Source organism: Mesorhizobium sp. M0808, assembly GCF_040320025.1.
GTDB lineage: Bacteria > Pseudomonadota > Alphaproteobacteria > Rhizobiales > Rhizobiaceae > Mesorhizobium.
This window is the reverse complement of the sequence record NZ_JAMYOX010000013.1, coordinates 42,882-64,567: the sequence shown is the minus strand read 5'-3', so window position 1 is coordinate 64,567 and position 21,686 is coordinate 42,882. Positions and strand designations below refer to the sequence as shown.

Below are 21,686 nucleotides of genomic sequence, written 5' to 3'. Positions count from 1 at the left end.
GGGACACCCATGAAACTGCCACTTTTTGTTGCCGCGCTTTCGATGGCCGTGCCGGCGGCCGCGTTTGCCGGCCCTGCTGCCAACGCCGTGAAGTTCTTTTATGTCCCGTCGGTCAAATTCGAGGCCGATGCGCAATATCGCGACCGCTTCACCGCGCCGGTGACGAAACTGTTCGAACTGAACGACAATGCGGCAAAGAACCATCCGGATGAAGTTCCCTGCATCGACTTCGCCCCTGGTCTCGATGCGCAGGACTATGACGAGAAGACCGTGGCCAAGACGCTGACGCTGGCCGAAACGCTGGATGGCGACAGCGCCGAGGTGACGGCGACGTTCAACCTTTTCCCGGAAGGCGATGATTCCAAACGCGAAATGGTCTGGTCGTTGAAGAAGATCGACGGCCAGTGGAAGGTCGCCGACATTACCTCGAAGACCAGCGGCTGGACGCTGAGTGTGCTCGAATGCCTGGCCGGGCAGCCTCCGGAGTGACGCCGTGCTTCGCTGCCATCCCTGGATTTTGGCGACTGCGTGCCTGCTGGCCGGATTGAGCAGCGCCGCCGCTCAGGGCCTGTTCGGCGCGCCGCCCGCAAACGCGCCGGCCGACAGTGCGGCACCTCCGCCGGCAGTGTTGCCGCCGGCAGAAAACGCGCCGGCCGCACCCGTGCAGCCGGGCTCGCCGACTGCGGTGGTGAAGCCGTTCTACGAGCATGCCGGGCTCGAGGTCGATCCGGCTCAGCGGGGCCATTTCACCGACCCGGCAAAGTCGGTGCTCGACAAGAGCGACGCGCTGCGGAAGTCGGGGCAGGGCGAGTGCCTCGATCCCAACATGGCGCTCGACAATTCCGAATACGACAAGGCGGAGATCGACAAGAGCCTGAAGACCATCGAAGCGGTCAAGGGCGACGAGGCCAAGGTCGTCGTCGCCTTCGTCGCCGCCGGCAACCCGCATCGGCTGGAATGGAAGTTCAAAAAAATCGACGGCGACTGGAAGATATCGGACCTGCTCTCGGTGACCGGCGAATGGGCGCTAAGCCAATACCAGTGCGAGTGAGAACGGAATCGATGAAGATCACCAACATCCGCGTCACCCACGTCAACGTCCCGCTCGATGCTCCGTTCTGGTGGACGGCTGGTCTCTACGGCGGCGCGTCGAAATCGATCATCGAGGTCGAGACGGACGAAGGCGTGGTCGGACTGGGCGAGGCGCCATGGTGGCATTTCGGCGAGGTGATCAAGGCCGAGATCGCGCCGGCGCTGATTGGCGCCGATCCGCTCGACATCGCCGACTGCGAGGCGCGCTGCGTGCCGCCCTGGCAGATTACCGCCAACACCGGCGAGAATGCAGCCACGGTGGCGTTCGGCGCCGTCGAACTGGCGCTGTGGGATATAAGAGGCAAGGTCTTCGGCATGCCGCTCTACAAGCTGCTCGGCGGCGCGGTGCGCAAGGACATTCCGTTTTCGGAATATTTCGCCTTTCGCCCCGCTCAAGGCGGAGCCGGCGGCGAGATGACCGCCGAAGCGATCGTCGACTACTGTCTCGGCATGCGAGAACAGCACGGCTCGACGATCTTCGAGGGCAAGCTGATCATGGGCGATCCCGAGCTCGAGATCAGGACAGTGCGCATGCTGCGCGAGGCGCTTGGCGATAAAGCGCAGATCAAACTCGATTCCAACATGCAGTGGTCGCTGACCACAGCGCGCTGGGTGCTGCGCGAGATCGAGCCGTTCAACATCCGCAACTACGAGGATCCGGTCGCGACCTTCGAGGAGATGGCTGCGCTGCGCCAGCATTCGCGCATTCCGTTCTCGACGCACATCCCGGATCTCAGACGGGCAGTCGCGCTCGGTGCGCCGGATTACTTCGTCTGCAATTTCGCAGCACTCGGCGGATTGTCGAAAACTCTGAAATTCATTGCCGCCTGTGAGGCGATGGGCAAGGGGTTCTGGTGCTATTCGAACGATCTCGGCATCATGACATCGGCTTATCTGCACGTCGTGGCGGCAACGCCATGGATCACCGAGGCGTCGCAATCCCTGTTTCGCTGGCAGATCGGCGACGTGATCAAGGACGGCCCGTTCAAACAGATCGCCAACACGGTGCGCGTGCCGGAAGGTGACGGGCTGGGTGTCGAGCTCGCCCCGGCGGCAATGAAACGCTGGTCAGCACACTTCGCCGAACACGGGCCGATGCACCATTTCAGCGATCCGAACAGTCCCGGCCGTTACCGGCGGCTGCCGCTCAACTGATGCGAAGTGCACGTGACCGATCGATGAGAAGAGGTCCTGTCGTGGTTGCTTTATTCGCGGCGGTTTGCGTCCTGGCCTGCGCTGTCACCTGGGAGGCAGGAAGCCGCGCGGTGGCCCGCGTGCCTCAGCAAAGCTTCACGCTGCCTGTGGGGTTAGAGGTGGAGCGCATCGTTCTGAAGCAAGAGGGCGCGCCCGATCTTGCCGGTTGGGTGGCGGATCGGCAGGACAGTTGCGGAACAATCGTGCTGTTACACGGACGCGGTTCAAACAAGCTGGCCATGGTTCCAAGAGCGAAGCTGCTTTTCGAAAGCGGCTACTCGATCGTGCTGTTCGATCTGTCGGGACATGGCGAAAGCGGCGGCGATATCAGAGGCTTTGGTTACATCGAACGGCAGGACGCCAGCCGCATCCTCGCCTTTGCGCGGCAACGCTTCGCCGGTCGCAAGGTGGCGGCCATCGGCTCGTCGCTCGGTGCGGCTGCTTTTGTATTTGGCGCTCAGCAGGAGCATGCCGATGCCTATGTCCTGGAGCAGCTCTACGCGACTTTGCTGGAAACCACGGCGTTGCGAGCGCCCTTGCCTATGTTGCGCGACGTACAGGCGACCATCCTCTTGGCGCAGATGCAGCTCCGCCTTGACTTCGGGGTAGATGATGTCAGGCCGGTCGATCGCATCGGCGCGATTGATCGGCCGATATTGCTGCTAGGTGGCAATTCGGATCCGTTTGTCGCTCGCAGCCAGACACTGGCGTTGAAAGATGCGGCAGGCGCTGACGCAAAGCTGGTCTGGTTCGACGGCGCGCGGCATGTTGATCTCTATCGCTATGACCAACAGCGGTACCGCGACGCGGTGATGCCTTTCCTGGAGACTAACCTGTGCCGGACCGGGATCAGGTGAGCCGCTTCGTCCGATTAGCCGCGTCCGCGATAGGGTGCAACCCCTGTGTCGGGCAGCCACACACCTTCCGGCGGTGCGCCGGTCTGCCAGAACACGTCGATCGGAATGCCGCCGCGCGGATACCAGTAGCCGCCGATGCGCAACCACAATGGCTTGGTCGCGGCGATGATGCGGCGGCCGATCATCACCGTGCATTCTTCGTGGAAGGCGCCATGGTTGCGAAACGAGGTCATGAACAGCTTGAGCGACTTCGATTCCACCAGCAGCGCATCGGGTGCGTAGTCGATGACGATATGGGCGAAGTCCGGCTGGCCGGTGACCGGGCAGAGCGAAGTGAATTCCGGGCAGGTGAAGCGAACGATGGCCGGCGGGCCGTCGCCGCGCGAAAACGGCACGGTTTCCAGGACTGCCGCTTCAGGGCTCTGTGGCGCCTCGACGTTGGTGCCGAGCTGGGTGAGGTTTTTCGTATCGGTCATGAGCAGGTTCCTTGCTGCATGTCGCCCAAAACTGTGCAGCGGATTTGGGACGGCGACATGCGTAAAAACAAAATTTGCCGCTCATTAGCACAATTTGAAACAGCAGGAAGACGATGACCAGCAACGATCCGCTTCTCCAGCCCTATCAGCTCAAGCATCTGACGCTGAAGAACCGGGTGATGTCGACCAGCCATGAGCCGGCCTATTCCGAGGACGGCATGCCGAAAGAGCGCTACCGGCTCTATCATGCCGAAAAGGCCAAGGGCGGCATGGCGCTGACCATGACCGCCGGTTCGGCGATCGTCTCGCGCGACAGCCCGGCCGCTTTTGGCAATCTGCATGTCTATGACGACCGCATCGTGCCATGGCTCGCCGAGCTTACCGATGCCTGCCACGAGCACGATTGCAAGGTGATGATACAGATCACCCATCTCGGCCGCCGCACCGGTTGGAACAAGGCCGACTGGCTGCCCGTCCTGTCGGCTTCGCCGGTGCGCGAACCGGCCCATCGTGCCTTTCCCAAGACTATCGAGGACTGGGATATCGAGCGCATCGTCGCCGACTATGCGGCGGCGGCGCAGCGCTGCCAGGCTGCCGGCCTCGACGGCATCGAGTTCGAAGCCTACGGCCATCTGATGGACGGTTTCTGGTCGCCGGCCACCAACCAGCGCGACGACGATTTCGGCGGCTCGCTCGACAACCGGCTGCGCTTCACCGGAATGGTGCTCGACGCAGTGCGTGCCGCGGTCGGCGAAAAGTTCGTCGTCGGCATCCGCATGGTCGCCGACGAGGATTTCGAGAAAGGTCTGTCGAAACAGGAGGGCGTCGAAATCGCCAGGCGGCTGGCCGGCTCCGGCAAGGTCGATTTCCTGAACATCATCCGTGGCTCGATCGAGACCGATGCGGCGCTGACAAAAGTCATCCCGGTGACCGGCATGCGCTCGTCGCCGCATCTCGACTTTGCCGGCGAGATCAGGGCGGCGACGAAATTCCCGACCTTCCATGCGGCGCGGATTTCCGACGTCGCCACCGCGCGTCACGCCATCGCCACCGGCAAGCTCGACATGGTCGGCATGACGCGCGCCCACATCGCCGACCCACACATCGTCAGGAAGGTCATGGAAGGCCGCGAGCACGAGATCCGGCCTTGCGTCGGCGCCACCTATTGCCTCGACCGCATCTATGAGGGCGGCGAGGCGCTGTGCATCCACAATGCGGCGACGGGCCGCGAGGCTGATATCCCGCATATTATTCCGAAAACCGAGGGACCGAAGCGGAAGGTGGTCGTCGTCGGCGCCGGCGCCGGCGGGCTGGAGGCGGCGCGCGTCGCCGCCGAGCGCGGGCACCAGGTGACGGTGCTGGAAGCATCGAGCCAGGCCGGCGGCCAGGTGCGGCTGGCAACGCAGAACCCGCGCCGCAAGGAATTGATCGGCATCATCGATTGGCGTCTGGCCGAGCTCGACCGGCTCGGCGTCGAGATCCGTTACGACAAATGGGCGGAAAAGGACGATGTGCTGGCGCTGTCGCCCGACGTGGTGGTGATCGCCACCGGCGGGCTGCCGCAGAACCCGCCTCTGACGGCGGGCGACGATCTCGTCACCTCGAGCTGGGATATCATGGCCGGCAGCATCAAGCCGGCCGAGAATGTACTGCTCTATGACGACAATGGCGGCCATCAGGGCATGGGTGCCGCCGAACTGATCGCCAATAGCGGCGCCAGGCTGGAGCTGGTCTCACCAGAGCGCTTCTTCGCCCCGGAAATGGGCGGCATGAACCATGTGCCCTACATGCGCGCCTTCCAGGAAAAGGGGGTCACGGTGACCATCAACACACGGCTGCGCTCGGTGCGGCGCGAAGGCAACCAGCTGATCGCCGAGCTCGCCTCCGACTTCGCCGATGGCTGGCGCGGCGAGCGGCGGGTCGACCAGGTGGTGGTCGAGCACGGCACGCTGCCGCTCGACGATCTCTACCTGGCGCTGAAGCCGCTGTCGAAGAACGCCGGCGCGATCGATTACGAAAAACTGGTCAATGGCGGCGACATCTTTCCGGTGCGCAATCCGCAGAGTGGTTTCGTGCTCTTCCGCATCGGCGATGCAGTAGCCTCGCGCAACATCCACGCCGCCATCTATGACGGCATCAGGTTCGGCTTGCGGATCTGAGGAATATTGATTGGTGGCGCGCAGCCGAACCTCCGTACGGAGAGCCACCAGGCACGTCGGTCCGATCTGCGCGCCGCGCACGCCGCCGGCTATCGCCGGGCACCGTACGATCTTGCGATTGCGGCAGGACGCTCAAAACATCCTGGCGGTGGCCATGCAGAACACGGTGATGACCAGCAGGCCGCCAGCGATGCGTTCGCCTTTTGTCATCTTGGCGCGCAATTGGGTTTGCTTCGCCGCATCAGCGCCGGCCAACTGCCTGCTGGCGGAACCCACCAGCGCGCCCTGAACCCCGGCGGCGATTAACGCCGTCAAGATGCCCAGCGCCAAGACCTTCTCCATCGAGCCGAAAGAGCCGTTGTGGAAGAAATACCACAGCAGCAAGCCCGTGAGGAAAACCACGCCGGCTGCGCCCATTTGCGGCCGGAAGAAACGTTCCGCTCTGATCTCCGGTTCGCGGGCGACCGCGATGGTGGTGCCGGCCCAGAACACGCCCGCCATGACGTGAAGGCCGAGGACGATGATGTAGACATATTGCATGACCGCATTTCCTCTCTTGCCCACCGCTAGTCATATTGATAGATATCAAATGATTAGATGTCAACGCATAAGCTCGAGCCGGTTCCATAGGCTTTGCCCTTGTTCTAGTGTCGGATCATGACGCCCTTTGACCGCCCGCCGATCGGGATGAATCTCGCGCGCACCGCCAAGCTGGTTGCGCAGGCTTTCGACGCTGCCTTGGTCGAGGCAGGCGGCACGCTGCCGGTCTGGGTCACGTTGCTGTCGGTCAAGTCGCGGGAGCTGGCCAACCAACGCGAGCTCGCCGGCATGATCGGCATCCGGGGCGCAACGCTGACCCACCACCTCAACGCCATGGAGACGCAAGGCCTGCTGATGCGCCGCCGCGATCCCGAGAACCGCCGGGTTCACCAGGTGGAGCTGACCCAAGCCGGAGAAGCGCTGTTCCTGAAATTGCGCACCGCCGCGTTAGCCTTCGACAAGCGGCTGCGGAAAGGACTGTCCGACGACAGGCTGGCAGAGTTTGCACAGGTGCTGGCCGCGCTACGGGCCAATGTCGAGGGTTAGAAATTAGGATAGGAAACGCCATGCGCGAAATTTCGCTGAAGGATGCCGGGGCTACACTCTCGGCGCTGCTCGATCCGGTCGTCGCGGGAGAACCGGCCATCATCACCCGGCACGGCCGCAAGCAGGCGGTCATTTTGTCGTTTCAGGACTACGAAAGACTGGCGCGTGTGCCCAGCTTTGGACAATTGCTGGCAGGATTTCCCGGTGATGAGGATGACCTTCCGCCTCGGCAGATCAGGTCGGTTCGCAAGGCCGAACCATGACGGATCTACGCCCGGCAGCCCTGCAGCACCGTCAGCCTGGCCTTCTTGGGCGTTCGCGCCACCAGCCATTCGCGCACGCTGTCCGGCGGCATCGGGAAAGCGATGGAATAGCCCTGCACCTGGTCGCAGCCGATCGCCATCAGCGAGTCGAGCTCGGCTTCGGTTTCAGCGCCCTCGGCAACGATCGAGATGCCGAGACCGCGGGCGAGTTCTGTGAGGGCACGCACGATCTTGGTGTTGCCGCTGTTCTCGTTGATGTTCTGGACGAAACGGCGGTCGATCTTCAGCCGATCGATCTCGTTTGGATTGACATGGCTGAGCGATGCGTAGCCGGTGCCGAAATCATCGAGCTCAAGATGGATGCCGGCGGCGCGAATGTGCCGCAGCTTTGCCGCGATACCGGTCTTCTCGTCGTCGAGGATGACGGATTCGACGATCTCCAGCGATAGTTTGTGCGCTGGCAGGCCAGCCCTCTCCAGCATGTCGAACAGGAAGACTTCGAAATCTGTCTCGCGCAGCTCCGAACCCGACACGTTGACCGCGATCCGGCCGAAGGCGATGCCTGCGCGGTTCCATTCGGCTGCTTCGTCGATCGCCGTGGCAATGACGATGCGGCCGATCTCGGGCATGAGACCGCATTTTTCCGCGATCGGAATGAACTCGCCCGGCGCGATCATGCCGCGCTCGGCATGTCTCCAGCGAACCAGAGCCTCGATGCCGCTGATGCCGCCGTCCGACAGCGAGACCTGCGGCTGGAAATAGACTTCGAACGCCTTCTCCGAGATGGCGGTCCTGATGTCGAGCTCGAGCTGCTTGCGATAATCGAGTTCGTGCCTCAGCTCCTCGGAGAAGAACGACAAGCTGCCGCCGCCCTGCTTCTTGGCGGAATACAGCGCCAGATCGGCATGGACGAGCAGATCCTGCGCATTGTCGGCGTCGACAGGGTAGACCGCAATCCCGGCACTTACGCCCGGATGAATTGTCGTGCCTCGAAAGACGATCGGCTTGTTGAGCTTGGTCAGGATGCGCCGGGCGACGGTATCGATGTTCTCGGTGCTGCCGGCGCCGTTGAGAATCATGACGAATTCATCGCCGCCGAGCCGCACGTTGAGATCCGACGTACGGCACGAATCACGCATGCGCTGCGCAGCCGCCACCAGCACATAATCGCCGGCGGCGTGGCCGAACGTGTCGTTGATCTGCTTGAACCGGTCGAGATCGAACTGCACCACGGCAACCCGTTCACGCCGTCGCTGCGCGGCATTGATCAGCGTATCGAAATGCTCGGTCAGGAAGGTGCGGTTGTGCAGGCCGGTCAGCCCGTCATGCACGGCGATAAAGGCCATGGAATTGCGCGCATCGACCAGCTCGCGCGTCCGGCGCAGGATGGCATTCGACATTGGCCTGAAAATGAAAAGCGCCACCAGCACGATGACGCCGATGGTCGAGTAGAACAATGTGCGGTTAAGATCGAGAAGTGTTTCGGATCGCTGGTCTGCAAAGGCGCTGATGCGCTGGCCAAGTGCGGCATAGCCCGACAAAGTTGCGTTGGCAACGGAAGCGTTCAGGTTGACGCGCTCCTCTCCGCCTTTGTAGCCACCATTGCCGGCCATGTTGAGCCGCGATTCGAATGACGAGATCAGGCGTTCGCCGTTGGCGATAAGCCCGACCGAGAAATAGTCGAGATGGTACGGCTTGGCGAAAAGCACGCTCTCGATCGATTTCGGATCGAACCTTGCCGGCGACGCCGGATCGGCGGCGGTCCGTTCGAGCAGCAGATCGTAGTTCTTCTCGAACTCCACCGTCGCTTGCTTGAGCGCGGTAACCAGGGCGCGCTGTTGATCGCGCTGGGCGCTGCCTGTCGCGCCGGCAAGGAAGACGATGCGTTGCGACAGGGCTTTCTGTGTGCTGACGATATCGAGCAGCGCCTGATTGTGCCGTTGGGTAGACATCACTTGTTGCAGCAGGATGAAGGAGGCCACGACCATGGCGGCTATGATCAGCAGAGCCAGCCAGTAGCCGGATTTGATCAGGAGTATGAGCCTGCCTGAAACGGCGTGCACCGGCTGCTGCGACATTTTCTGAGGCGGCCCTCTCGCCAACGAATTCTTGTGCGACAACCTTTGGCTTCAAAGTGTTAACAGGTTTGGGACGGCAGCAGGCCGGCGGCGGCGACCGTGGCGGGAAACCCGCGAAGTGGTTATTGCAATCTTTCGCGGCACCTCCGCATTTGAACATCGTTGCCTTGCCGTGCCATTGCCGCCACCGAAGCGGTCGTTTTTGCGATGGATTTTTCGCCCTCGCGGCGCGACAGTCCTCGTCGATCTCAACAGGGCCTGATCATGACCGAAGCATTCCTTTCCCACATCGACAGCGAGCTTGAAGGACTGAAATCGGCCGGCCTTTACAAATCCGAACGGGTGATAACCTCGACCCAATCGGCCGAGATCGAGGTCGGCGGCGAGAAGGTGCTGAATTTCTGCGCCAATAATTATCTCGGTCTCGCCGACAGCGCCGAACTGCGGGAAGCGGCCAAGCAGGCGCTTGACCGTTACGGCTATGGCATGGCGTCGGTGCGCTTCATCTGCGGCACGCAGGAAGAACACAAGCAGCTCGAGGCGACGATTTCTGGCTTCCTCGGCATGGAGGATACGATCCTCTACGGCTCCTGCTTCGACGCCAATGGCGGCCTGTTCGAGACGCTGCTCGGCGAGGAGGATGCGGTCATCTCCGATGCGTTGAACCACGCTTCGATCATCGACGGCGTGCGGTTGTCGAAGGCAAAGCGCTTCCGCTACGCCAACAACGACATCGCCGATCTGGAGGCGCGGTTGAAAGAGGCGAGCGACTGCCGGTTCCGGCTGATCGCCACCGACGGCGTGTTCTCGATGGATGGCATCATCGCCAATCTGAAGGGCGTCTGCGACCTCGCCGACAAATACGATGCGATGGTGATGGTCGACGACAGCCATGCAGTTGGTTTCGTCGGCAGGAATGGCCGCGGCTCGGCCGAACATTGCGGCGTCGAGGGCAGGGTGGACATCATCACCGGCACGCTTGGCAAGGCGTTGGGCGGCGCGTCGGGCGGCTACACTTCGGGCAGGAAGCAGGTGGTCGACTGGCTGCGCCAGCGCTCGCGGCCCTATCTGTTTTCCAACACGCTGATGCCGGCGATCGCCGGCGCCTCGATTCGGGTGTTCGAACTGGTCCGCAATGGCGATGCGTTGCGTCAGCGCCTATATGCCAACGCAGCGCGGTTTCGCTCCGAGATGGGCAGGCTCGGCTTTACACTGGCCGGCGCCGACCATCCTATCGTCCCGGTGATGCTGGGCGACGCGACGCTGGCGCAGGAGATGGCGGCGCGGATGCTGAAGCGCGGCATCTATGTCATCGGCTTCTCCTTCCCCGTGGTGCCGAAGGGCCAGGCGCGCATTCGCACGCAGATGTCAGCCGCCCATTCCAGCGCGGACATTGACCGTGCGGTTGAGGCGTTTTCGGATGTGGGAAGGGAATTGGGCGTGCTGAAATGACTGAAGGTTACCCTAAGTCGTGCTGGTTTTGCGGCGAGGTCATTGAAACGACCGATAGACAGGCCATCGAAGTTTCAGTTCGCAATCTTTGGACCACCGAAGACGATCCGCCAATGCAGTATTTCTTCCTGCATTCGGTCTGTGCCCTCGAAAAATTGCAAGGCAAAGAAGGGCCAAAATTTGAAGTGGATGTGTTCACGGACTTCCGCAGTTAGCTCAGAAATCGCTGGCTAGATCGAGGATTCAAGAATGTCAAACATGATGAAGGCCCTGGTCAAGGCCAAGGCCGAGCCGGGCATCTGGATGGAAGAAGTGCCGGTGCCCGAGATCGGCCCCAACGACGTGCTGATCAAGATCAGGAAGACCGCGATCTGCGGCACCGACGTCCACATCTACAATTGGGACCAGTGGGCGCAAAAGACCGTGCCGGTGCCGATGGTTACCGGCCACGAATTTGTCGGAACCGTCGCCGATTTCGGCACGGCGGTGACCGAATACAAGGTTGGCCAGCGTGTCTCCGGCGAAGGCCATATCGTCTGCGGCCATTGCCGCAACTGCCGGGCGGGCAGGGGGCATCTGTGCCGCAACACGCTCGGCGTCGGCGTCAACCGGCCGGGCGCCTTTGGCGAATACCTGGCGATTCCACAGCACAATGTCGTGCCGATCCCCGACGACGTGCCGGACGAGATCGCGGCGATCTTCGATCCCTTAGGCAATGCGGTTCACACCGCATTGTCCTTCGATCTCGTCGGCGAGGACGTGCTGGTCACCGGCGCCGGGCCGATCGGCATCATGGGCGCGCTGGTGGCGCAGTGCGTCGGCGCGCGAAAAGTGGTCATCACCGACATCAACCCGGTGCGCCTGGCACTGGCGAAAAAGCTCGGCGTCCAGCATGTCGTCGATGCGTCGAAGGAAAAGCTGCGCGACGTGATGCCGGCGCTCGGCATGACCGAGGGCTTTGACGTCGGCCTCGAAATGTCGGGTGCCGCGCCTGCCTTCCGCGACATGATCGACACTATGAACAATGGCGGCAAGATCGCCATTCTCGGCATCGCGCCGACCGGCTTCGAGATCGACTGGAACAAGGTCATCTTCAAGATGCTGCATCTGAAAGGCATCTACGGCCGCGAGATGTTCGAGACCTGGTACAAGATGATCGCGCTGGTGCAAGGCCCGCTCGATGTCAGCGGCCTGATCACGCATCGCATCGGCATTGACGACTATATTTCCGGCTTCGAGGCGATGAAGAGCGGCAATTCCGGCAAGGTGGTGATGGATTGGTAGCGCCACGCCCATTGCTGTCATGTAGGGACCGAGATGGCGGATAACGAGCACGGACGTATCATTGCTTTGGAAGCAAAGACCGTACTGCAGCCGGCCGGATTTCGGCGAAAGGGGCAGTCACGTGTCTGGATCGCTGATCGTGGCTTCTGGCTGAGTGTAGTCGAATTTCAGCCCAGCTCTTGGTCCAAAGGCACTTACCTGAACGTGGCTGTCCACTGGCTTTGGGGTTCGCTTCCGCAAACACTGACCTTCGATCGTTCTGAACGCGTCGGCGGGTTCGTTGAGTTCCAGAACTCCGCACAGTTTGTGCCCCTGGTCGGTCAAATGGCGAGGAAGGTACTCGAAATTGATCAGATTCATCGATCGATGTTCCCTTCCGTGCAGGCGACAGCCGCGATCCTCGTGAATGAATTGCAGCTTGGTGCGTACGGCGAATGGGCAGCTTTCCACGCCGGGGTGGCGGCCGGCTTGGCTGGTGACTTTGAAACGGCAAGGCGGCTGTTTGAAAGCGTTCGAAGACACGCAGCTTCGCAGGCACAGGCGCTCCTGGCCTACATCGATGATCCGGTAGAATTTCGAAGCCATGTCAAAGGCATCATTGAAGCCGAACGCGCCTATTACGGTTTAGGAGCGTTGCCTGCCGCGGTAGCCATCTGATTTCTGCGACGGTCGAACCTATGGAGGATTTCAACCCAGGGTGAGTTTTGCCTCCAGCGCCGCTACCCCACTGACAATCGCCGCCCGCTCTTCCGCACCAAGCCTCTCCAGCAGCTCCCGCTCGAACTCCTTCGCCAGCGGCACCATTTCGCGATAGGCGGCAAGCCCCGCTTTGGTCAGCGTCAGATGCTCGACGCGACGGTCTTTCTCGTCTGGCGTGCGGGTCAGCCAGCGCCGCCGCTCAAGCTCGGCCACCGCTCGCGACACCTTGGTCTTGTGCATGGCCGATTGCTCGCCGAGCGCCGTCGCCGTCATCGTGCCGTGCTGTCCAAGCCCGGCCAGTGTGCGCCATTCGGGCCGGGTCAGTCCGTGACGGTCCTTGTATATCCTTGAAAACTCGCGGCTGACGGCATCGGCAAGCCGATAGAGCCGGTAAGGCAGGAAGGATTCCAGTTCGAGGATTTCGATGGTTGGTCTTGATTGAGCAGGCTGGCGGCTCATGCCGAAAATCACCGTTGATGGTTACATTTTCAATGGTTACAAATGAAACCAGTCTGGTCAACTCAGAGCTTCCCTTCGGACGCTCCGGGACTATGAATTCGGGAGGATTCCATGACCTTTTCCTACATGCCGGGCTTCGGCAACGACTTTGAAACCGAAACCCTGCCCGGCTCGCTGCCGCAAGGGCGGAACTCGCCGCAACGGCCGGCCTATGGCCTCTATGCCGAGCAGCTTTCCGGCTCTCCTTTCACCGCGCCGCGCGGCACCAATGAGCGCTCCTGGCTTTATCGGATAAGGCCGAGCGTCAGGCACACCGGCCGCTTCAAAGCGGCGAATTATCCGCTTTGGAAAAGCGCGCCGAACGTCGGCGACCACCGGCTCGCGCTCGGCCAATATCGCTGGAGCCCAGTTCCGATGCCGACCGAGCCGACCGATTTCATTGCCGGCATGCGCTCGATCACCACCGCCGGCGACGTGCTCGGCCAGACCGGCATGGCGGCACATGTCTATGTCGCCAACCGTTCGATGGCCGACGATCATTTCTTCAACGCCGACGGCGAGTTGCTGGTCGTGCCGCAGGTTGGAGCCTTGCGCTTCGTCACCGAGATGGGTGTCATCGAACTCAGGCCGGGCGAGATCGCCGTGCTGCCGCGCGGCCTGGTGTTCAAGGTCGAACTGGTGGATCCGCAAGTGCGCGGCTATGTCTGCGAGAATTACGGCGCCAAGCTGACGCTGCCGGATCGCGGCCCGATCGGCGCCAATTGCCTGGCCAATCCGCGCGATTTCAAGACGCCCTGCGCCTGGTTCGAGGACAAGGACACGCCCTGTCGGCTGATCGCGAAATGGTGTGGCCAGTTCCATGTCACCGAGATCGACCATTCGCCGCTGGATGTGGTGGCGTGGCACGGCAATTATTCGCCCTATAAATATGATCTTGCGACCTTTTCGCCGGTCGGCGCGCTCCTGTTCGACCATCCCGATCCGTCGATCTTCACCGTGCTGACCGCGCCGAGCGGCGAGGAAGGCACCGCCAATATCGATTTCGTCATCTTCCCGCCGCGTTGGCTGGTCGCCGAAGATACGTTCCGCCCGCCCTGGTATCACCGCAACATCATGAGCGAGTTCATGGGCCTCATACATGGTCAGTACGATGCCAAGGAAGAGGGCTTCGTGCCCGGCGGCATCAGCCTGCACAACATGATGCTGGCTCACGGACCCGATGCACCCGGCTTCGAAAAAGCCTCGCGCGCGGAGCTGAAGCCGGTCAAGCTCGACCACACCATGGCCTTCATGTTCGAAACACGCTTTCCGCAGATGGTGACCCGCTATGGCGCCGAGCTCGAAACCCGGCAGGACAACTACATCGACTGCTGGGCCGACCTGAAGAAACGCTTCAACGGGACGCCAGAGGGCGACTGGTCTTGAGCGCCGTCGCATGACGGATCGTCTGGTGCTTCTGGGTTCGAAGGGTGGCCCGGCGCTGCGGCCGGGCGGGCCGTGGCCGAGTTCGTCACTGCTGGAGATTGGCGGCCGCACCATCGTCGTCGATTGCGGGCTGGGCGTAACGCGCGGGCTGACCGATGCCGGCATCAGCCTGAAGGCGCTCGACCTGATCTTCATCACGCATTTGCACTCCGACCATGTTCTGGAACTCGGACCTCTCATCCACACCGCCTGGACCGCCGGCCTGCCGGCGCCCGTCACTTTATTCGGCCCGCCCGGCATCGGCCATTATTGGCAGCGCTTTTGCCAGGCAATGGAATTCGACATCGAGATCCGCATCGCCGATGAAGGCAGGCCGGATATCCGCGACCTGGTCTCGATCGTCGAGTTTGGTGAAGGCCACGTGGTCGGGGAGCGCGGTCTCAAAATATCGGCGCTGCGTGTCGACCACCCGCCGGTGACGGATTGCTTTGCGCTGCGCTTCGATCATGCGGGGCAAGGCATCGTCTTTTCGTCGGATACGGCGTTCTTTCCGCCATTGGCGGATTTCGCCGAGGGCGCCGACGTCCTGGTCCACGAGGCCATGCTGGAAGAGGGTATCGAGCGGCTGGTCGCGAAGACCGGCAACGGCGCAAGGCTGAGGGAACACCTGCTTGCCAGCCACAGCTTTGCCGAGGAAGCGGGTCGCATCGCCACCGATGCAGGCGTCAACAGACTGGTCCTCAACCATCTCATTCCCGCCGACGATCCCGAGATCGGCGAGGCCGACTGGATTGCCGCCGTGAGGAAAACATGGGCCGGCGACTTGACGATCGCCCGCGACGGCCTTGTTGTGGGGCTGGAGCATGATCCCGAAAAGTGGAACCGGTTTTCGGAAGAGATCATGCGTAGAACAAAAAGCAGCGCCAAAGCTGCGCCAGGAGAGGAAACCGCATGAAGCTTGCCACATTGAAGGACGGGACGCGCGACGGAAAGCTCGTCGTCGTCTCGCGCGACCTGACGCGGTTTACCGATGCTTCGTTCCTGGTGCGGACGCTGCAGGCCGCGCTCGACGACTGGCATCGGATCGCGCCGCATCTCGCTGCGATGGCCGAATCGCTCGAGAATAATGCGGTGCCGTCTGCCCGCTTTCACGAGCATGACGCCCATTCGCCGCTGCCGCGCGCCTATCAATGGGCCGACGGCTCGGCCTATGTGAACCACGTCGAGCTGGTGCGGAAGGCGCGCGGCGCCGAGATGCCGGCAAGCTTCTGGACCGATCCGCTGATCTACCAGGGCGGCTCGGACGCTTTCCTCGCACCGCGCGACCCAATCCGCATGACCGACGAGACCCTTGGCATCGACATGGAAGGAGAGGTCGCCGTCATCGTCGACGACGTGCCGATGGGTGCAGGCCTCGACCAGGCGCGGGCGGCGATCCGGCTGGTCATGCTGGTCAACGATGTAACGCTGCGCGGCCTGACCGGACCCGAGCTCGCCAAGGGGTTCGGCTTCTACCAGTCGAAACCGTCATCGGCCTTTTCGCCGGTTGCGGTGACGCCGGACGAGCTGGGCGATGCCTGGGACGGCGGCAAGGTCAGCCTGCCGCTGCTGGTCGATCTCAACGGCAAACCGTTCGGCCGGGCGAACGCCGGCATCGACATGACCTTCGATTTTCCGGCGCTGATTGTCCATGCCGCAAAAACGCGGCCGCTGGCCGCCGGCACCATTATCGGTTCGGGCACCGTCTCCAACAAGCTCGACGGCGGGCCGGGCAAGCCTGTCTCGGCGGGCGGCGCCGGCTATTCCTGCATCGCCGAGCTGCGTATGATCGAGACCATCGAAACCGGCGAACCGAAAACGCCGTTCCTGCGCTTTGGCGATAGCGTGCGTATCGAGATGAAGGACCGGGGTGGGCATTCGATCTTCGGCGCCATCGAGCAGAAGGTCGAGAAGTACGAGGGGTAAGAGAATGACAGGCGAGACGTTCTATCTGCTGTGCGGTGCCTGGGCTCTTGCCATGCTGGCGATCTTCATCCAGGCAATCAGGCTGAGCTACCGCATCGAGGCGCGCTCGCCCGGCCTGACCAACCGCAGCGGCTTTCCGCGCAAGGCGATGATGTTTCACACCGTCACCAACACGAATGTCGCGCTGGACGAGGAAACGCAAGGCATGCGGCGGCGCATGATCGGGCTGCTGCTGATTGTTTTGGCTGGGTTTGCGCTTCTATGGGCGGGTGTGTCGCTATTCCGGGTCGCGCCGTGAAGTCATGGACCTGCTGAACCATTTCCGCCGCATGGCGCGCAACAATCTGTGGTCCAACGACCGGCTCTATCGTGCCGTGCTGCAGCTTGAGCCCGGCGAATTCGAGGCTGAAAGGATAAGCTTCTTCCCATCGATCAAGGCAACGCTCAACCACATCCTGGCGGTCGATCATCTCTATCTCGGTTTTCTCGAAGAGGGCCGTGTCGGCGCTGCCGCCTATGATGGCTTCGTGCCCTTCAATGATCCCGAGGCACTGTTTGTTGCCCAGGTCGCGGCCGACCGGCGGCTGATCGCCTTTTGCGACCGCCTGTCGGCCGACGATCTCGAGCGCCGCGTTCTCACCGACCGGCGCGAGGACGGCATGATACCGGAACGGATCGGCGATCTGCTCGCCCATCTCTTCATCCACGACATCCATCATCGCGGCCAGGTGCACGCGATGCTGTCCGGCACCTCGGTGAAGCCGCCGCAACTCGACGAGTTCTTCCTCGATTATGATCTGAAACTCAGGAAAGCCGAGGTCGAGAGGTTGGTGCTCCAAGGTCGCAATTAGTTGTAGTTACGAAAATTGTTGACTTAATTATTGTAGGTACATAAATTCTGATGAAGATCGTTTGGGACGAACCAAAACGGTTGGCCAACATTGACAAGCACGGCTTGGATTTTGCGGCGCTTGATGACGAGTTTTTTCTTGCCTCGACAGTCCGCACTGCCAAGGCCGGTCGTCTCATGGCAATTGGCCGGATCATCGATGGCATCGTTGCGGTGGTGTTTGCCCGGCTCGGTTCCGAGGGCATCTCGATAATTTCGATGCGCCCGGCAAGTCCCGCGGAAAGGAGATTGTTCAATGGCAAAGCGTAAGGTGCGCACCGAGTTCGAAGCTGGTCGCGGCTACAGCAAAGAAGACTGGGAAGCCGTTTCGGAGAATCCGGAATGGACAGAGGAGGATTTTCGAAACGCTCGTCCTTTCGCCGAAGCGTTCCCTGAACTTGCCGAAAGCATTCGCCGTTCGCGCGGCCGGCCGGCTCTCGATAATCCGAAGAAGCAGGTAACACTCCGTCTCGACAGTGACGTAGTCGCCCGCTTTCGTGCCGGCGGCCCCGGCTGGCAGAGCCGCATCAACGAGATTCTGCGCAAAGCCGCCGGCCTCGCCAAATAGACGTTTGCCTGTGACAGCGTCATTTGGCATACCTGTCCCATTCGGGACCGAGTTCGTCAAAATCGTCGGCAATCCTGATTTTGCCCTTCATGGCGCCGATACGAGGCAGGGACTCGGGCACGGCTAGCGGCACGAGGCGCGCCGCAACCTTGCCGCGACGGGTAATCACAATCTCTTCGCCAGCTTCCGCGCGGCTGACGAGTTCCGACAGTCTTGCCTTGGCCTCTGCGATAGCAATGTTCATGGCCAAAGTCTGAGCTACTACTGACCGAATCGCAAGAAGTCCGGTGCAGCCTTACTCCGCCGCCTGCACCTTCAGCACGCCGCGCTTGATCTGGTCCTGCTCGATCGATTCGAACAAAGCGCGGAAATTGCCCTCGCCAAAGCCTTCGTCGCCCTTCCTCTGGATGAACTCGAAGAAGATCGGGCCGATCACGGTTTTCGAAAAGATCTGCAGCAGGATCTTGGTCGTGCCGCCGTCGACCACGCCTTCGCCGTCGATCAGGATACCGTGCTTCTTCATGCGCTCGATCGGCTCTTCATGGCCGTTCACGCGGGCATAAGACATGTCGTAATAGGTCTCGGGCGGGCCCGGCATGAACTTCAGGCCGTTGGCGGCCAGCCTGTCGGTGGCACCGTAGATGTCGTCGGTGCCGACGGCGATGTGCTGGATGCCCTCGCCATTATACTTCTTCAGATATTCGGCGATCTGGCTGGTCTCGTCCTTGGACTCGTTGAGCGGGATGCGGATCTTGCCGCAGGGCGAGGTGATGGCGCGGCTGACCAGGCCGGTGATCTTGCCGTCGATGTCGAAGAAATGGATCTGCTTGAAGCCGAACAGGTCTCGGTAGAAATCCCACCATTTGTCCATCTGGCCGCGATAGACATTGTGGGTCAGGTGGTCGAGATAATAGAAGCCGACGCCTTCCGGCCTGGGGTCGCGCTCGCCCAGCCAGTCGAACTCGGCGTCGTAAGCCGAGCCCTTCTCGCCGTAGGTTTCGATGAAATAGAGCAGCGACCCGCCGATACCGACGATCGCCGGCACATCGAGCGTCTTGTCGTTGCCTTCATAGGGCGTCGCGCCCTTGGCCACCGCGTGATCGAAGGCATGCGTTGCATCGACCACCCGCCACGCCATCGAGGCGGCGCAAGGGCCGTGCTTGTCGACGAATTTCATGGCATGCGAGCCGGGTTCGGCATTGACGACATAGTTGATGTCGCCCTGCCGCCAGACGGTGATGTCCTTGCTGCGGTGCTTGGCCACCGGCACATAGCCCATGCGGGTGAAAAGCTCGGCGAGCTTTTCCGGCTCGGCATGCGCGAATTCGACGAACTCGAAGCCGTCGGTACCGGCGGGATTGGTTTTGCTGATCTTGGCGGGCGGTGCGTCGTGCGGGAAGGGACCCATGGCATTGCTCCGAAATCTGGAACTGGCCGCGTCGGCCATCTGAACGCAATTATAGCGCGGAGCGAGTGCAAATTGCTTGCATTCAAACGCTTGAAATGGTCTGATCATGCGCGAGTTGTGCACTGCGGACCCGAAATTCATGGATGAGGCGCGCATCGACCAGTTTGACCGCAAGATAATGGCTCTGTTGCAGGGCGATGCACGGCTGACCAACAACGATCTGTCGGAACGGGTGAACCTGTCCGCGTCGCAGTGCTCGCGTCGTCGCCAGCGGCTGGAGGAGGACGGCTATATCAAGGGCTACCGGGCGGTGCTCGACCGCGACAAGCTCGGTTTTTCCCTGGTCAATGTCATCTCGGTGACGCTCGCCACCCACAACCGCGACAATGCGCGGCGCTTCGGCGAATTGGTGGCGCGGCTGCCGCAAGTGCAGGAAGCGCACGCGCTGACCGGCGAGATGGACTATATATTGAAAGTGGTGACGCCCGACCTGAAGTCGCTGTCGGAATTCGTCAACGGCGTGTTGCTGCCGCACGAATCGGTGCAGCATGTGAAGACCGCGATTGTGCTCGAAACGCTGAAGGAAACCGGCGCGCTGCCGATTTAGCCCGGACGGCTTTTCGTTAGATTAGATATGGCGGAGGGACAGCACCCCCCTCTGGCCTGCCGGCCATCTCCCCCTCAAGTGGGGAGATTGGCAGCTTTGACCTGCTGCCCAACTCCGCAACGCTGAAAATTGGCGAAAGCCAACGCGACATCCAATCTCCCCACTTGAGGGGGAGATGTCCGGCAGGACAGAGGGGGGTGTGAAGGATCGCCACAGTGCGGAACTTGACTTCCTCCGCTCGGAATGTGAGGCCTCTCACCCCTTCGACTGCTGGATCAGCCCATAAAGATTAGTGCAGCGGGCGCCGGACCGGCAGTAAGCGAAGACCGGGCCTTCGAGTTCGTCAAGCGCCTCGGCCTGGTCCTCGACATTCTCGGCCGTGATCTGGCCGCTGATGACCGGGATGTAGCGGAAGGCGAGCCCGGCGCCCTCGACCGCCGCCTTGACGGTGTCGGCCGATGGCTGGCCGGGCTGCTCGTCGTCCGGCCGGTTGCAGATCACGCTCTTGAAGCCGGCGGCCTTGATGGTCGCGACATCTTCGGGCTGGATCTGGCCCGAGACTGAATAGTCCTCGCTTATCTGACGGTATTCCATGGCTGGGGTCCTCGCAATCTGGTTAGCGGCAGTCTTGCCACTCCCTGACCCGGTCGGCAATCCGCGCGAAAAGAAATCCATCCGCAGATAGAGATTTCGATGCCAGAAATCCAGCCGGGCTAACGCCGCATGTCGCCAGGACGCATCATGCGCCAACCCGGCTGGATGAACCGGATCGGTCGGCTCAGCTTCCTAGGATCGCGCCTTTGATCTGGGCGATGTTGTTGTGCATCAGATCGATATAGGTCGCGGCCGGGCCGTCGGGCTGCGACAACGCATCGGAATAGAGTGTGCCGCCCACCTTGATGCCGGTCTCGCTGGCGATCTGCTCGATCAGCCGCGGGTTGGTGATGTTCTCGACGAAGATCGCCGCCGCCTTGTCCTGTTTCACCTGGCTGACCAGCTTGGCGACGTCGGCAGCGGAGGGCTCCGACTCGGTCGACACGCCTTCCGGGGCAAGGAACGTCAAGCCGTAGGCCTGCTCGAAATAGCCGAAGGCGTCATGCGAGGTGATGACGACGCGCTTCTCCTGCGGGATCGACTGGATCGCCGCCTGCACTTCGCCCTCAAGCGCCTCGAGCTTCTGCGTATAGGCGGCTGCATTGGCCTTGTAGCTGTCGCAACCCGCAGCGTCGGCCGTGCAAAAGGCGTCGGCGATGTTCTTCACATAGATCTTGGCATTGGCGATCGACTGGAAGGCATGCGGATCGGTGACCGTCTTGCCGCCATCGGTTTCCGCGCCTTCGGCGACATCGGCCTCGGCGAATTCGGGTTTGAAATTGATCGGCGTGACCCCCTTGGTCAGCACGGCGACAGTCGCCTTGGTGGCGCTGGCGTCGACCAGGCGCTGCAGAAAACCTTCGAAATGCAGGCCGTTGACCAGCACGATGTCGGCCTTGGCCATCGCCACCGCATCGGCGGGGCTCGGCTCGTAGACGTGGGCGTCGCCGTCCGGCCCGACGATGGTGGTCAGATCGATGCGGTCGCCGCCGACATTCTTGGCGAAATCGGCGATGATCGTGAAGCTGGCGACCACTTTCAACGGCTCTGCGAAGGCCGAAGATGCGCCAAAGGCGGTTAATGTTATAACGCTCACGGCCAAAGCGGCGCGGATCGATTTCAGCATGGACA

Annotated in this window: 27 protein-coding genes; 19 read left to right on the top strand and 8 right to left on the bottom strand. The window is 61.7% G+C overall.

Annotation, left to right across the window (positions count from 1 at the left end; translation table 11 throughout):
• Positions 1–9 precede the first annotated feature (9 nt).
• The 4 genes from NKI25_RS16990 to NKI25_RS16975 are packed head-to-tail and all read left to right on the top strand — an operon-like array spanning position 10 to position 3,143.
• On the top strand, positions 10–489 hold the full coding sequence (locus NKI25_RS16990) for a DUF3828 domain-containing protein (protein WP_352593110.1): 480 nt from the start codon (positions 10–12) through the stop codon (positions 487–489).
• 4 nt (positions 490–493) lie between these two features.
• The gene (locus NKI25_RS16985; RefSeq protein WP_051406072.1) at positions 494–1,051 is read left to right on the top strand and encodes a hypothetical protein; all 558 of its coding nucleotides are present in this window, start codon (positions 494–496) and stop codon (positions 1,049–1,051) included.
• A gap of 11 nt (positions 1,052–1,062) precedes the next feature.
• Positions 1,063–2,247: a mandelate racemase/muconate lactonizing enzyme family protein gene (locus tag NKI25_RS16980; protein WP_023674392.1), complete on the top strand. Its 1,185-nt coding sequence runs from the start codon at positions 1,063–1,065 to the stop codon at positions 2,245–2,247.
• Positions 2,247–3,143 (top strand): alpha/beta hydrolase, encoded by an 897-nt coding sequence (locus NKI25_RS16975; protein ID WP_352645899.1) that lies wholly within the window; start codon positions 2,247–2,249, stop codon positions 3,141–3,143. The genes NKI25_RS16980 and NKI25_RS16975 overlap by 1 nt, the downstream gene beginning before the upstream one ends.
• A gap of 14 nt (positions 3,144–3,157) precedes the next feature.
• Here NKI25_RS16975 and queF read toward each other — a convergent pair whose 3' ends face one another.
• On the bottom strand, positions 3,158–3,619 hold the full coding sequence (gene queF / locus NKI25_RS16970) for a preQ(1) synthase (RefSeq protein WP_023674394.1): 462 nt from the start codon (positions 3,617–3,619) through the stop codon (positions 3,158–3,160).
• 113 nt (positions 3,620–3,732) lie between these two features.
• On the opposite strand from queF, the gene NKI25_RS16965 reads away from it, so the two are divergent.
• On the top strand, positions 3,733–5,778 hold the full coding sequence (locus tag NKI25_RS16965; RefSeq protein ID WP_352645897.1) for an oxidoreductase: 2,046 nt from the start codon (positions 3,733–3,735) through the stop codon (positions 5,776–5,778).
• A gap of 132 nt (positions 5,779–5,910) precedes the next feature.
• Here NKI25_RS16965 and NKI25_RS16960 read toward each other — a convergent pair whose 3' ends face one another.
• Positions 5,911–6,279 carry a hypothetical protein gene (locus NKI25_RS16960; protein WP_245274614.1) on the bottom strand — a complete coding sequence of 123 codons (369 nt, stop codon included), beginning with the start codon at positions 6,277–6,279 and terminating at the stop codon, positions 5,911–5,913.
• A gap of 156 nt (positions 6,280–6,435) precedes the next feature.
• On the opposite strand from NKI25_RS16960, the gene NKI25_RS16955 reads away from it, so the two are divergent.
• Positions 6,436–6,864, top strand: coding sequence for a MarR family winged helix-turn-helix transcriptional regulator (locus NKI25_RS16955; RefSeq protein ID WP_023674397.1), 429 nt, complete (start codon positions 6,436–6,438; stop codon positions 6,862–6,864).
• A 20-nt stretch (positions 6,865–6,884) separates the two neighbouring features.
• On the top strand, positions 6,885–7,127 hold the full coding sequence (locus NKI25_RS16950; RefSeq protein ID WP_352593119.1) for a type II toxin-antitoxin system Phd/YefM family antitoxin: 243 nt from the start codon (positions 6,885–6,887) through the stop codon (positions 7,125–7,127).
• A 5-nt stretch (positions 7,128–7,132) separates the two neighbouring features.
• Here NKI25_RS16950 and NKI25_RS16945 read toward each other — a convergent pair whose 3' ends face one another.
• On the bottom strand, positions 7,133–9,205 hold the full coding sequence (locus NKI25_RS16945; RefSeq protein ID WP_352593121.1) for a putative bifunctional diguanylate cyclase/phosphodiesterase: 2,073 nt from the start codon (positions 9,203–9,205) through the stop codon (positions 7,133–7,135).
• Between the two features lie 264 nt (positions 9,206–9,469).
• On the opposite strand from NKI25_RS16945, the gene NKI25_RS16940 reads away from it, so the two are divergent.
• Genes NKI25_RS16940 through NKI25_RS16925 form a run of 4 tightly spaced genes read left to right on the top strand, consistent with a single transcriptional unit; the run spans position 9,470 to position 12,598 of the window.
• The gene (locus NKI25_RS16940) at positions 9,470–10,657 is read left to right on the top strand and encodes a glycine C-acetyltransferase (RefSeq protein WP_352593124.1); all 1,188 of its coding nucleotides are present in this window, start codon (positions 9,470–9,472) and stop codon (positions 10,655–10,657) included.
• A complete protein-coding gene (locus NKI25_RS16935) occupies positions 10,654–10,872 on the top strand; it encodes a hypothetical protein (RefSeq protein WP_352593127.1) in 219 nt (72 codons plus the stop codon). The genes NKI25_RS16940 and NKI25_RS16935 overlap by 4 nt, the downstream gene beginning before the upstream one ends.
• 34 nt (positions 10,873–10,906) lie before the next feature.
• The gene (tdh, locus tag NKI25_RS16930; RefSeq protein ID WP_352593130.1) at positions 10,907–11,941 is read left to right on the top strand and encodes an L-threonine 3-dehydrogenase; all 1,035 of its coding nucleotides are present in this window, start codon (positions 10,907–10,909) and stop codon (positions 11,939–11,941) included.
• Positions 11,942–11,974: 33 nt separating this feature from the next.
• The gene (locus NKI25_RS16925) at positions 11,975–12,598 is read left to right on the top strand and encodes a DUF4304 domain-containing protein (protein ID WP_352593133.1); all 624 of its coding nucleotides are present in this window, start codon (positions 11,975–11,977) and stop codon (positions 12,596–12,598) included.
• Between the two features lie 30 nt (positions 12,599–12,628).
• On the opposite strand, the gene NKI25_RS16920 is transcribed toward NKI25_RS16925, so the two are convergent.
• Positions 12,629–13,066, bottom strand: coding sequence for a MarR family winged helix-turn-helix transcriptional regulator (locus tag NKI25_RS16920; protein WP_352452268.1), 438 nt, complete (start codon positions 13,064–13,066; stop codon positions 12,629–12,631).
• 144 nt (positions 13,067–13,210) lie between these two features.
• Between NKI25_RS16920 and hmgA the strand changes: the two genes are divergently transcribed.
• The 7 genes from hmgA to NKI25_RS16885 are packed head-to-tail and all read left to right on the top strand — an operon-like array spanning position 13,211 to position 17,946.
• Entirely contained in the window at positions 13,211–14,524 is a 1,314-nt protein-coding gene (gene hmgA, locus NKI25_RS16915) for a homogentisate 1,2-dioxygenase (protein WP_352998792.1), read from the top strand.
• A 10-nt stretch (positions 14,525–14,534) separates the two neighbouring features.
• Positions 14,535–15,479 (top strand): MBL fold metallo-hydrolase, encoded by a 945-nt coding sequence (locus NKI25_RS16910; protein ID WP_352998791.1) that lies wholly within the window; start codon positions 14,535–14,537, stop codon positions 15,477–15,479.
• Positions 15,476–16,489 carry a fumarylacetoacetate hydrolase family protein gene (locus NKI25_RS16905; RefSeq protein WP_352593142.1) on the top strand — a complete coding sequence of 338 codons (1,014 nt, stop codon included), beginning with the start codon at positions 15,476–15,478 and terminating at the stop codon, positions 16,487–16,489. Before NKI25_RS16910 ends, NKI25_RS16905 begins: the two co-directional genes overlap by 4 nt.
• 4 nt (positions 16,490–16,493) lie before the next feature.
• Entirely contained in the window at positions 16,494–16,787 is a 294-nt protein-coding gene (locus tag NKI25_RS16900; RefSeq protein ID WP_352593145.1) for a hypothetical protein, read from the top strand.
• Between the two features lie 4 nt (positions 16,788–16,791).
• Positions 16,792–17,340 (top strand): DinB family protein, encoded by a 549-nt coding sequence (locus NKI25_RS16895; protein ID WP_352593148.1) that lies wholly within the window; start codon positions 16,792–16,794, stop codon positions 17,338–17,340.
• 50 nt (positions 17,341–17,390) lie between these two features.
• Complete coding sequence (locus tag NKI25_RS16890; RefSeq protein WP_352593151.1) at positions 17,391–17,648, top strand: BrnT family toxin; 258 nt, start codon at positions 17,391–17,393, stop codon at positions 17,646–17,648.
• Positions 17,635–17,946 carry a BrnA antitoxin family protein gene (locus tag NKI25_RS16885; protein ID WP_352457131.1) on the top strand — a complete coding sequence of 104 codons (312 nt, stop codon included), beginning with the start codon at positions 17,635–17,637 and terminating at the stop codon, positions 17,944–17,946. The genes NKI25_RS16890 and NKI25_RS16885 overlap by 14 nt, the downstream gene beginning before the upstream one ends.
• 19 nt (positions 17,947–17,965) lie before the next feature.
• On the opposite strand, the gene NKI25_RS16880 is transcribed toward NKI25_RS16885, so the two are convergent.
• Positions 17,966–18,190, bottom strand: coding sequence for a type II toxin-antitoxin system Phd/YefM family antitoxin (locus NKI25_RS16880; protein WP_352593154.1), 225 nt, complete (start codon positions 18,188–18,190; stop codon positions 17,966–17,968).
• A gap of 51 nt (positions 18,191–18,241) precedes the next feature.
• Positions 18,242–19,354, bottom strand: a complete 1,113-nt coding sequence (hppD, locus tag NKI25_RS16875; protein ID WP_352593157.1) for a 4-hydroxyphenylpyruvate dioxygenase — start codon at positions 19,352–19,354, stop codon at positions 18,242–18,244.
• Between the two features lie 139 nt (positions 19,355–19,493).
• On the opposite strand from hppD, the gene NKI25_RS16870 reads away from it, so the two are divergent.
• Positions 19,494–19,961, top strand: coding sequence for an Lrp/AsnC family transcriptional regulator (locus tag NKI25_RS16870; RefSeq protein ID WP_023674409.1), 468 nt, complete (start codon positions 19,494–19,496; stop codon positions 19,959–19,961).
• Between the two features lie 255 nt (positions 19,962–20,216).
• Here NKI25_RS16870 and NKI25_RS16865 read toward each other — a convergent pair whose 3' ends face one another.
• Together NKI25_RS16865 and aztC are read right to left on the bottom strand one after the other, a co-directional pair.
• Positions 20,217–20,555, bottom strand: coding sequence for a protein tyrosine phosphatase family protein (locus NKI25_RS16865; protein ID WP_023674411.1), 339 nt, complete (start codon positions 20,553–20,555; stop codon positions 20,217–20,219).
• 184 nt (positions 20,556–20,739) lie between these two features.
• Positions 20,740–21,681 (bottom strand): zinc ABC transporter substrate-binding protein AztC, encoded by a 942-nt coding sequence (gene aztC / locus NKI25_RS16860; RefSeq protein WP_023674412.1) that lies wholly within the window; start codon positions 21,679–21,681, stop codon positions 20,740–20,742.
• Positions 21,682–21,686: the final 5 nt, after the last annotated feature.

Excerpts from the sequence above, each read along its gene's own strand:
- NKI25_RS16940 (WP_352593124.1), top strand. The coding sequence starts at position 9,470 with ATGACCGAAGCATTCCTTTCCCACATCGACAGCGAGCTTGAAGGACTG.
- NKI25_RS16980 (WP_023674392.1), top strand. The coding sequence starts at position 1,063 with ATGAAGATCACCAACATCCGCGTCACCCACGTCAACGTCCCGCTCGAT.
- NKI25_RS16925 (WP_352593133.1), top strand. The coding sequence starts at position 11,975 with ATGGCGGATAACGAGCACGGACGTATCATTGCTTTGGAAGCAAAGACC.
- NKI25_RS16895 (WP_352593148.1), top strand. The coding sequence starts at position 16,792 with ATGGACCTGCTGAACCATTTCCGCCGCATGGCGCGCAACAATCTGTGG.
- hmgA (WP_352998792.1), top strand. The coding sequence starts at position 13,211 with ATGACCTTTTCCTACATGCCGGGCTTCGGCAACGACTTTGAAACCGAA.
- NKI25_RS16880 (WP_352593154.1), bottom strand. The coding sequence starts at position 18,190 with ATGAACATTGCTATCGCAGAGGCCAAGGCAAGACTGTCGGAACTCGTC.
- aztC (WP_023674412.1), bottom strand. The coding sequence starts at position 21,681 with ATGCTGAAATCGATCCGCGCCGCTTTGGCCGTGAGCGTTATAACATTA.
- NKI25_RS16975 (WP_352645899.1), top strand. The coding sequence starts at position 2,247 with ATGCGAAGTGCACGTGACCGATCGATGAGAAGAGGTCCTGTCGTGGTT.
- NKI25_RS16950 (WP_352593119.1), top strand. The coding sequence starts at position 6,885 with ATGCGCGAAATTTCGCTGAAGGATGCCGGGGCTACACTCTCGGCGCTG.
- hppD (WP_352593157.1), bottom strand. The coding sequence starts at position 19,354 with ATGGGTCCCTTCCCGCACGACGCACCGCCCGCCAAGATCAGCAAAACC.
- NKI25_RS16990 (WP_352593110.1), top strand. The coding sequence starts at position 10 with ATGAAACTGCCACTTTTTGTTGCCGCGCTTTCGATGGCCGTGCCGGCG.
- NKI25_RS16885 (WP_352457131.1), top strand. The coding sequence starts at position 17,635 with ATGGCAAAGCGTAAGGTGCGCACCGAGTTCGAAGCTGGTCGCGGCTAC.
- NKI25_RS16870 (WP_023674409.1), top strand. The coding sequence starts at position 19,494 with ATGGATGAGGCGCGCATCGACCAGTTTGACCGCAAGATAATGGCTCTG.
- NKI25_RS16955 (WP_023674397.1), top strand. The coding sequence starts at position 6,436 with ATGACGCCCTTTGACCGCCCGCCGATCGGGATGAATCTCGCGCGCACC.
- queF (WP_023674394.1), bottom strand. The coding sequence starts at position 3,619 with ATGACCGATACGAAAAACCTCACCCAGCTCGGCACCAACGTCGAGGCG.
- NKI25_RS16900 (WP_352593145.1), top strand. The coding sequence starts at position 16,494 with ATGACAGGCGAGACGTTCTATCTGCTGTGCGGTGCCTGGGCTCTTGCC.
- NKI25_RS16945 (WP_352593121.1), bottom strand. The coding sequence starts at position 9,205 with ATGTCGCAGCAGCCGGTGCACGCCGTTTCAGGCAGGCTCATACTCCTG.
- NKI25_RS16910 (WP_352998791.1), top strand. The coding sequence starts at position 14,535 with ATGACGGATCGTCTGGTGCTTCTGGGTTCGAAGGGTGGCCCGGCGCTG.
- NKI25_RS16865 (WP_023674411.1), bottom strand. The coding sequence starts at position 20,555 with ATGGAATACCGTCAGATAAGCGAGGACTATTCAGTCTCGGGCCAGATC.
- tdh (WP_352593130.1), top strand. The coding sequence starts at position 10,907 with ATGTCAAACATGATGAAGGCCCTGGTCAAGGCCAAGGCCGAGCCGGGC.
- NKI25_RS16960 (WP_245274614.1), bottom strand. The coding sequence starts at position 6,279 with ATGGCGGGCGTGTTCTGGGCCGGCACCACCATCGCGGTCGCCCGCGAA.
- NKI25_RS16890 (WP_352593151.1), top strand. The coding sequence starts at position 17,391 with ATGAAGATCGTTTGGGACGAACCAAAACGGTTGGCCAACATTGACAAG.
- NKI25_RS16935 (WP_352593127.1), top strand. The coding sequence starts at position 10,654 with ATGACTGAAGGTTACCCTAAGTCGTGCTGGTTTTGCGGCGAGGTCATT.
- NKI25_RS16905 (WP_352593142.1), top strand. The coding sequence starts at position 15,476 with ATGAAGCTTGCCACATTGAAGGACGGGACGCGCGACGGAAAGCTCGTC.
- NKI25_RS16965 (WP_352645897.1), top strand. The coding sequence starts at position 3,733 with ATGACCAGCAACGATCCGCTTCTCCAGCCCTATCAGCTCAAGCATCTG.